Source organism: Vreelandella nigrificans (assembly GCF_002374315.1).
In the GTDB taxonomy this organism is placed as follows: Bacteria; Pseudomonadota; Gammaproteobacteria; order Pseudomonadales; family Halomonadaceae; genus Vreelandella; species Vreelandella nigrificans.
This window is the reverse complement of record NZ_NWUX01000036.1, coordinates 23,347-32,099: the sequence shown is the minus strand read 5'-3', so window position 1 is coordinate 32,099 and position 8,753 is coordinate 23,347. Positions and strand designations below refer to the sequence as shown.

At 55.8% G+C, this 8,753-nt stretch carries 4 protein-coding genes; all 4 read right to left on the bottom strand.

The genetic code is table 11. The annotated features are described in order from the left end of the window. The coding region (locus CPA45_RS23040; protein ID WP_208858574.1) for a hypothetical protein at positions 1–4,295 on the bottom strand (4,295 nt) is incomplete at its 3' end. A gap of 207 nt (positions 4,296–4,502) precedes the next feature. Then, the gene (locus CPA45_RS21735; RefSeq protein ID WP_096655268.1) at positions 4,503–5,117 is read right to left on the bottom strand and encodes a response regulator transcription factor; all 615 of its coding nucleotides are present in this window, start codon (positions 5,115–5,117) and stop codon (positions 4,503–4,505) included. Then, complete coding sequence (locus tag CPA45_RS21730) at positions 5,117–6,547, bottom strand: HlyD family type I secretion periplasmic adaptor subunit (RefSeq protein WP_096655266.1); 1,431 nt, start codon at positions 6,545–6,547, stop codon at positions 5,117–5,119. The genes CPA45_RS21735 and CPA45_RS21730 overlap by 1 nt, the downstream gene beginning before the upstream one ends. Beyond that, entirely contained in the window at positions 6,547–8,724 is a 2,178-nt protein-coding gene (locus CPA45_RS21725; RefSeq protein WP_096655263.1) for a type I secretion system permease/ATPase, read from the bottom strand. Before CPA45_RS21725 ends, CPA45_RS21730 begins: the two co-directional genes overlap by 1 nt. Positions 8,725–8,753: the final 29 nt, after the last annotated feature.

Sequence of the window (8,753 nt, the reverse complement as noted above, 5' to 3'; positions counted from 1 at the left end):
TCCAGGTTAACGCCGTAGTCACGGTCAGCCTCGGCGCGGTAGTCGTTACCCGCGTCGTCGCTACCGGTGACTTCGGCAGTAACACTGTTGTTGTCCGCTAACAGCGAGCCTGGGACATCGATGGCGTAAGTCAGATCTGCACCGACTTGGCCAGTAAAGGTCTCGTCACCCACGGTCAGAGTGACGGTGTCGCCTTCGCGGGCGTCGCCGCCTACCGTACCGGTCACGGTGATGGTCTGAGTGGCTTCTTCGCCGTTGATCACGTCGTCATCGGCAATGGTGTCGATGGTGATGGTGGCAGTGGCGTCCAGGTTGACACCGTAGTCACGGTCAGCCTCGGCGCGGTAGTCGTTACCCGCGTCGTCGCTACCGGTGACTTCGGCAGTAACACTGTTGTTGTCCGCTAACAGCGAGCCTGGAACATCGATGGCGTAAGTCAGATCTGCACCGACTTGGCCAGTAAAGGTCTCGTCGCCCACGGTCAGGGTGACAGTGTCGCCTTCACGGGCATCGCCACCTACCGTACCGGTCACAGTGATGATCTGGGTGGCTTCTTCGCCGTTGATTATGTCATCACCGGCGATGGTGTCGATGGTGACAGTAGCTTCCAAATCAACATCAGCATCGGCGTCAGCATCTGCATCCGCATCGGCGTCGGCATCCGCATCGGCGTCTGCATCAGCATCAGCATCAGCATCAGCATCAGCATCAGCATCAGCATCAGCATCAGCATCAGCATCGGCGTCCGCATCGGCATCTGCATCTGCATCCGCATCGGCATCCGCGTCGGCATCTGCGTCAGCATCCGCATCCGCATCTGCGTCTGCGTCTGCATCGGCGTCTGCATCTGCATCTGCGTCGGCATCTGCATCGGCGTCCGCATCGGCATCTGCGTCAGCATCTGCATCCGCGTCTGCATCTGCATCCGCGTCGGCGTCCGCATCGGCATCGGCATCGGCATCGGCATCTGCATCCGCATCGGCATCCGCATCGGCATCGGCATCTGCGTCAGCATCCGCATCAGCATCGGCGTCAGCATCCGCGTCTGCATCGGCATCGGCATCGGCATCGGCATCGGCATCGGCATCGGCATCGGCATCTGCATCTGCGTCTGCATCCGCATCCGCATCCGCATCCGCATCGGCGTCAGCATCTGCGTCGGCATCCGCATCGGCGTCCGCATCCGCATCAGCGTCGGCATCGGCATCTGCGTCAGCATCCGCATCTGCATCGGCATCCGCGTCAGCATCAGCGTCCGCATCTGCATCGGCGTCCGCATCTGCATCCGCATCGGCGTCAGCATCTGCGTCGGCATCCGCGTCAGCATCTGCATCTGCATCTGCATCTGCATCTGCGTCCGCATCGGCATCTGCGTCAGCATCTGCATCCGCATCCGCATCCGCATCCGCGTCTGCATCCGCGTCTGCATCTGCATCTGCATCTGCATCCGCGTCGGCGTCCGCATCGGCATCTGCATCCGCATCTGCATCCGCATCGGCATCCGCATCGGCGTCAGCATCCGCGTCTGCATCTGCATCCGCGTCCGCATCGGCATCGGCATCTGCGTCTGCATCCGCATCCGCATCCGCGTCAGCATCTGCATCCGCATCCGCATCTGCATCTGCATCAGCGTCTGCATCTGCATCCGCATCGGCGTCAGCATCAGCGTCGGCGTCGGCGTCGGCGTCTGCATCCGCGTCGGCATCTGCATCCGCGTCGGCATCCGCGTCGGCATCCGCGTCAGCATCGGCATCAGCATCCGCATCCGCGTCTGCGTCAGCATCGGCATCGGCATCGGCATCGGCATCGGCATCGGCATCGGCATCGGCATCGGCATCGGCATCGGCATCCGCGTCAGCATCTGCATCAGCGTCGGCATCCGCATCAGCATCTGCATCCGCATCCGCGTCAGCATCTGCATCTGCATCTGCATCTGCATCTGCATCTGCATCTGCATCTGCATCGGCGTCAGCATCAGCGTCTGCGTCTGCATCCGCGTCGGCGTCCGCATCGGCATCCGCGTCGGCGTCGGCATCCGCGTCAGCATCTGCATCAGCATCAGCATCTGCATCTGCATCTGCGTCAGCATCTGCATCTGCATCCGCGTCAGCATCAGCATCAGCATCAGCATCAGCATCAGCATCTGCATCTGCATCTGCATCCGCATCTGCATCTGCATCAGCGTCTGCGTCTGCGTCTGCATCCGCGTCGGCGTCCGCATCGGCATCTGCATCCGCATCCGCGTCGGCGTCGGCGTCGGCATCCGCGTCAGCATCGGCATCCGCGTCAGCATCGGCATCGGCATCGGCATCGGCATCGGCATCGGCATCAGCATCTGCGTCCGCGTCTGCGTCTGCGTCTGCGTCTGCGTCTGCGTCTGCGTCTGCATCGGCATCTGCGTCTGCATCTGCATCGGCATCTGCGTCAGCATCGGAATCGGCATCGGCATCGGCATCGGCATCCGCGTCAGCATCTGCATCAGCGTCGGCATCCGCATCGGCATCTGCGTCAGCATCCGCATCGGCGTCGGCATCTGCATCTGCATCTGCATCTGCATCCGCGTCGGCGTCCGCATCCGCGTCGGCGTCGGCGTCGGCGTCGGCATCCGCATCCGCATCCGCATCCGCGTCAGCGTCAGCATCGGCATCCGCGTCAGCATCGGCATCGGCATCGGCATCGGCATCCGCGTCTGCATCGGCATCTGCGTCAGCGTCAGCGTCAGCGTCAGCGTCAGCATCTGCATCAGCATCTGCATCAGCGTCCGCATCTGCATCTGCATCTGCATCTGCATCCGCGTCGGCATCGGCATCGGCATCGGCATCGGCATCGGCGTCAGCATCCGCATCAGCGTCTGCGTCCGCGTCAGCATCCGCGTCAGCATCGGCATCGGCATCGGCATCGGCATCAGCATCAGCATCAGCATCAGCATCAGCATCCGCGTCTGCATCGGCATCGGCATCGGCATCTGCGTCAGAATCGGCATCGGCATCGGCATCCGCATCCGCATCCGCATCCGCATCCGCATCCGCATCCGCATCAGCGTCTGCATCTGCATCTGCATCTGCATCAGCATCAGCGTCAGCGTCAGCGTCAGCGTCAGCATCTGCATCTGCGTCGGCATCGGCATCCGCGTCAGCATCTGCATCCGCATCTGCATCTGCATCCGCATCAGCGTCAGCATCGGCATCCGCATCGGCATCGGCATCGGCGTCAGCATCCGCATCTGCGTCGGCATCTGCGTCCGCGTCAGCATCCGCGTCTGAATCAGCGTCTGCGTCTGCGTCTGCGTCTGCGTCTGCGTCTGCGTCTGCGTCAGCATCTGCATCTGCATCAGCGTCTGCATCCGCATCCGCGTCTGCATCGGCGTCTGCATCCGCATCGGCATCTGCGTCAGCATCCGCATCCGCGTCGGCATCTGCATCGGCGTCAGCGTCCGCATCGGCGTCGGCATCTGCATCTGCATCTGCATCAGCGTCGGCATCCGCGTCCGCGTCAGCGTCCGCATCCGCGTCTGAATCAGCATCAGCATCAGCATCTGCATCTGCATCTGCGTCGGCATCTGCGTCGGCATCCGCGTCGGCATCAGCATCCGCGTCTGCATCGGCATCTGCGTCAGCATCGGCATCGGCATCCGCATCCGCATCCGCATCAGCATCCGCATCAGCATCAGCATCAGCATCCGCATCAGCATCAGCATCAGCATCAGCGTCAGCATCTGCATCCGAATCAGCGTCAGCATCGGCATCGGCATCGGCATCTGCATCTGCATCTGCATCTGCGTCTGCGTCTGCGTCTGCGTCATCTATGTCTACCGCAGCAGCTACACCGCCCCCACCAAATTCAACAAACTCGCCTGCGTCGAGGCCACCTTCGGTACTAAAAATTAGCGGATCAGTTTCTTCAGCAATACGCGCCACTCGAACGAAACTGTGCCCATCACCGCCACCACCACCAGCCCCCCCAGCAGCTGTAGCGTCTAGCAGCTCTAGAAGATCCCCCTCTTCATTTTCCAAAGCCGCCAGAAGAGCCTCAAGATCGCCATCCCGCACACTGGCATCTTCCGTAGCGACGATGAGATCACTATCTAATTCAGGCGTGACAACAACTGATTGACCACCTTCAATAACATTGGCACCGCTACTGTCAGCAAAATCCAGCTCTACCCGGCCATTATTTGAGGTAATGAGCGTCTCACCCTCTTGTAAGACATCTCCTATGCGGAGCTCGCGTAAATTACCACTTTCGTCGCGCGCCCAAGCTTGGCCTGTAATGGATATGACGGTAGCCGTTGCCATGAAATTGATCCTCGAGAAACAAAAGGGGCCGCTTGCTAGCACGTTGCTGGCGCCTGACACGGGCACCTGGGCTAGTCGAAAATACGGCTTATGAGCAGAGGATAGGGGAAATAGCTAGCGATAAATATTGTACTGTTGGACATGAAATAGGGGCATAAAAAAAGGGCTTCGCCTTCACAGCGAAACCCTTTCTGAAAAAGAAGCGAGTTATTGAGTTAGTGTGGAGAGCTTTAACATTAGCTGCAGACGATCACGCACTACTAGCTTTCTGAAAATAGCGCTCAAATGAGCCTTCACCGTTCGTTCAGTAATATCCAACTGACGAGCAACCTCTTTATTAGTGGCTCCCTGTGCAACTGCTCGTGCTACAACCATCTCCCGTTCGGTCAATAGTTCCAAACTTTCACTGTAATGATTAGTACTTCTTTCACCTCGCTGCTGTAGCGCTTTGAATGACCCGCCTAAAACTTTTGCAAGCAACGCTTGCCCGACCCAAACTCCTTGATTCGCTACAACAAGTGCGACTTGCTTTAGCACTTCAGGGGCTGCAAGTGTATGCACATAACCTCTCGCGCCAAGGTCAAGCGCTTTTAAGGCTTCACGATCATCAGCCGCGTAACTCATCACTACCGTGATTGCTCCTTGCTTGGTAGCCACATCAATGAGGGAGCTCCACTCCTCAACTGTTGTTAGCAACCAAACTATATCGTTGAGCTGAACCTGGCCGCGCAATGAATCGGGCGTTAATGCAGCAGTGTTCGGAAACGCTTTTTTCCAGCGAGCTTTTAGGCTGCCATCTGCTGTTATGAACCAGTGTCTCATTAGCGCTCCCCCATGGAATCTCGCCATGCTCTTAAAACCGGTTTTAGCAAGAACTGCATCACCGTCCGCTTACCTGTCACAATATCTACCTGCGCTGTCATCCCTGGAATCACTTGAAGCCGCTCAGCGATGCTTTCATCTTCCGAGCTGCGCACGCGCACCAAGTAGAAGGTATTGCCATCATCATCAGTGATGGTGTCTGCACTAATGTGATCAAGCTCGGCTTTCAACCCTCCATAAATGGCATAGTCGTAAGCAGTCAGCTTGATAGTTGCTGGCTGGCCAGGATGCAAAAACGCAATATCTTGAGGGGCGATCCGCGCTTCTACCAGTAACTGCTCATCACTGGGAACAATTTCGACGACCTCTTGACCCGGCTGGGCAACCCCCCCAATAGTGTTGATATGAAGTCGCTGGACAATACCGTCAACCGGCGAGCGAATTTCAGTCAGCCGAACTCGATCTTGCAAGCCAGTCCCCGATTGTTGCAACGCATTGAGATCACCTAGAACTTGGGCCAAGTCATGGCGCCACTCGCTCCTTCGCTCAGCCCCTAACTCGCGCAGCTGCGTTTGCGCTTCCTCTACAGCAGCTTGCAAACGTGACACAGCCGCATCGGCTTGGCTTCGCTCGCCGGTGGCCCGGGAAACTTCACGCTGCAGGCGGAGCACTTCCACTTCTGACACAGCGCCTGAGGTAAGCAAGGGGCGGGTTAAGTTCAGTTCTTGACTCGCCATATTCGCTTCACGCTGCGCAGTATCGCGCCTCGCCTGAGCTTCTCTTAACTCTTCTCTGCGCTGCCTAATACGATCATTCAGCACGGTTTCCTGCTCTCTAAGCTCCTCGCGCCTACTTTCGTACACTTCCCGCTCTTGCATCACAATACTGGGTACTTCTTGACGCAACTCATCACTCGGCTCAAAGGCCGAGTCCGTCGCCAATGCACGCAAACGCTCTGCACGCGCTTCAAGCGCAAAGCTTTGCGCCCGATTTTCTCGAAAGTCAGAAACAAAGCGAGTAGGGTCAATTTGCATAAGTACTTCGCCTGCACTTACTACCTGCCCCTCTCTCACCATAATCTGCTGAACCACCCCGCCATCAAACGACTGGATACGCTGCAGCTGGCTAGCGGGAATCACTCGCCCAGCTCCACGGGTAACTTCGTCAATCGGAGCAAAATATGCCCATAAGAACAGCGCAATAAAGGTAAGCAAAACGGTATAGAGAAATAGACGAGCACGAATAGGCTCTTGCTGCATCCGCGCCCAATCAGTATCACTAGCCCAGTCACGATTTAAGTGCGCAGAGGTAACACGCCGTGCAAATAGACGGTCAATAAAAGGACGGAACGGTTTTTGACCTTTTTCTGAAAAACGCCCTATTGCTTCGAAGCCTTTCTGCTCGGAGGTTGAGGGGTTTTTTTTAGCCATTACGATGCCCTCCCAATCTGTCCTTTGCGTAATGCTTCAACCACAGTGTCACGAGGGCCATCAGCTACCACTTTACCGGCATCCATCACAATGATGCGATCCACAAGAGAAAGTAATGAGGTGCGATGAGTCACCACCAATATCGTTTTTCCTGCGGACACTTTGGTGAGGTTGGCTTTAAACGCCTCCTCACTGGCGTTGTCCATTGAGCTAGTTGGCTCATCTAATAGTAAGATGGGCGGATCTTGCACAAGCGCCCTAGCAATGGCGACCGCCTGTTTCTGCCCACCAGAAAGTGCTTGCCCGCGTTCGCCTACCTGAAGATCGGCCCCATTAGGGTGACTATTAACTAGCGGCTCCAACCCAGCGATTTCGATGGCCCTAAGCAGAGCTTCATCATCAACACGATCGCTCCCACCTCCTGCCACAATATTGTCGCGTAATGAGCCAGCAAAAAGGCTAACATCTTGAGGTACATAGCCAATGTGGCGGCGCAATTGAAGCGGATCCAACTGGCGAATATCAACGTTATCAACCAATACAGCACCTGAAGTGGGTTGGTAAAAACCCAATACAAGCTTATTGAGAGAGGACTTACCGCAGCCAATTCGGCCAAGTAAGGCAACTTTTTCTCCCGCCTTTATTGAAATAGAAACGTCTCGCAGCGCCTCCCTCTCTTCATTTGGGTAACGCAATGTCACTTTTTCTAGACGAATGCTACCAGCAACACTGGGTTTCTCTACGTAGGCCTTACCTTCACGTCGCTCAACCTGCTTATCCATCACATTATTCAACGACTCTAGCGCTGTCGAAGATTGATGGTACTGAGCCAACAAAGCAGCCGCTTGGCTAATCGGCGCCATGGCGCGAGAGGACAGCATATAGGCAGCAATTAACCCACCCTGACTCAGGTTTCCCTCGATGATCTGGTAGACCCCAACAATTATTACGCACACCGCTACGCTATGCTGCGCCCACTGAGCGACATTAGATACCGACGTACTCACCAAGCGTAGCTGCGCTGCCGTTCTGGATAGAAAAGCAGAGGCTTTTTCCCAGTGGCGCTGAATACGGCTTTCTGCTCTTAGTGCTTTCACATTTTCAAGCTGTGAAACCGACTCAACTAGTAGCGCATTACGCTGCGCCCCCACTTCCCATGTGGTTTGTGAAAGCTCATGCAGCTTGCCCTGCGCTGCAAGGGCATAAAGCAGAACAAACACAATCCCAACCAGCACAGGCAATACTAGCCATGGGTTAATTAACGCGATGATGCCAGCAAAGAGCAGCACAAAAGGTAAATCCACAATGCCGATAACCGTTGCGGAACCAATAAACGCTCTCACAGATTCAAACGATTGCAGCGTGGCAGTGAACGACCCTGTAGAGGCAGGCCGCTCCTCTAAACGCATTCCCAGCACTTTGGCCATGATGGAAGAGGAAAGCTTCACATCAGCTCGGCTAGCAGCTAAATCAACAAAGCTGCTGCGCATTAAGCGCAGTGCTAAGTCAAAACACAGCACGATAAAGATACCCCAAGCGAGTACCCACAATGTTTCGGTCGCTTGGTTTGGCACTACCCGGTCATAGACGTTGAGCACAAATAGTGGCATTGCTATTGCAAACAGGTTGATCGCGATAGAGCCAAACAAAATATCGCGGTATAGCCGCCTATTTTCACGAATAACACCCCAGAACCAGTGTTGGTTTCGGCTCTTTTTAACTCCAGGCTCAGAGGTGCTGTCTACGCGAAACTTAGGGCGTACATAAATTGCTTCTCCGCTATACGCGGAATAAAGCTCTTCCAAAGATACCTCGATATCGGCCTCTGAAAGCTCAGGGAAGATAACTCGGGCCTTTTGCTGCTTGAGATCCAGCCCTAAAAGCACACAAGCACGGCCAGGCTCCAGCAGTAGAATCATCGGAAACAGAGCCGGGTTCAGTGCCGACAAATTGCTTTTTACAATTCTGGCGGTTAACCCCGCCCGCGAAGCCGCCCGTGCAAATACCGATGGAATAAGCTTGCCTTCCTCCAAAGGTAAGCCAGCCCTTAAGGCTTCATGTGACACCTCATGCTGATGATAAGAAGCAACTGTTTTTAAACACTCCAGCAACTCATCGGTGGGTGATTGCTCTTTAATAGAAGCGGCCCCAGATACTGTCAGCTTACTTTGCGTCACAGAAACCTCAGACTATAGTCTTCATATCA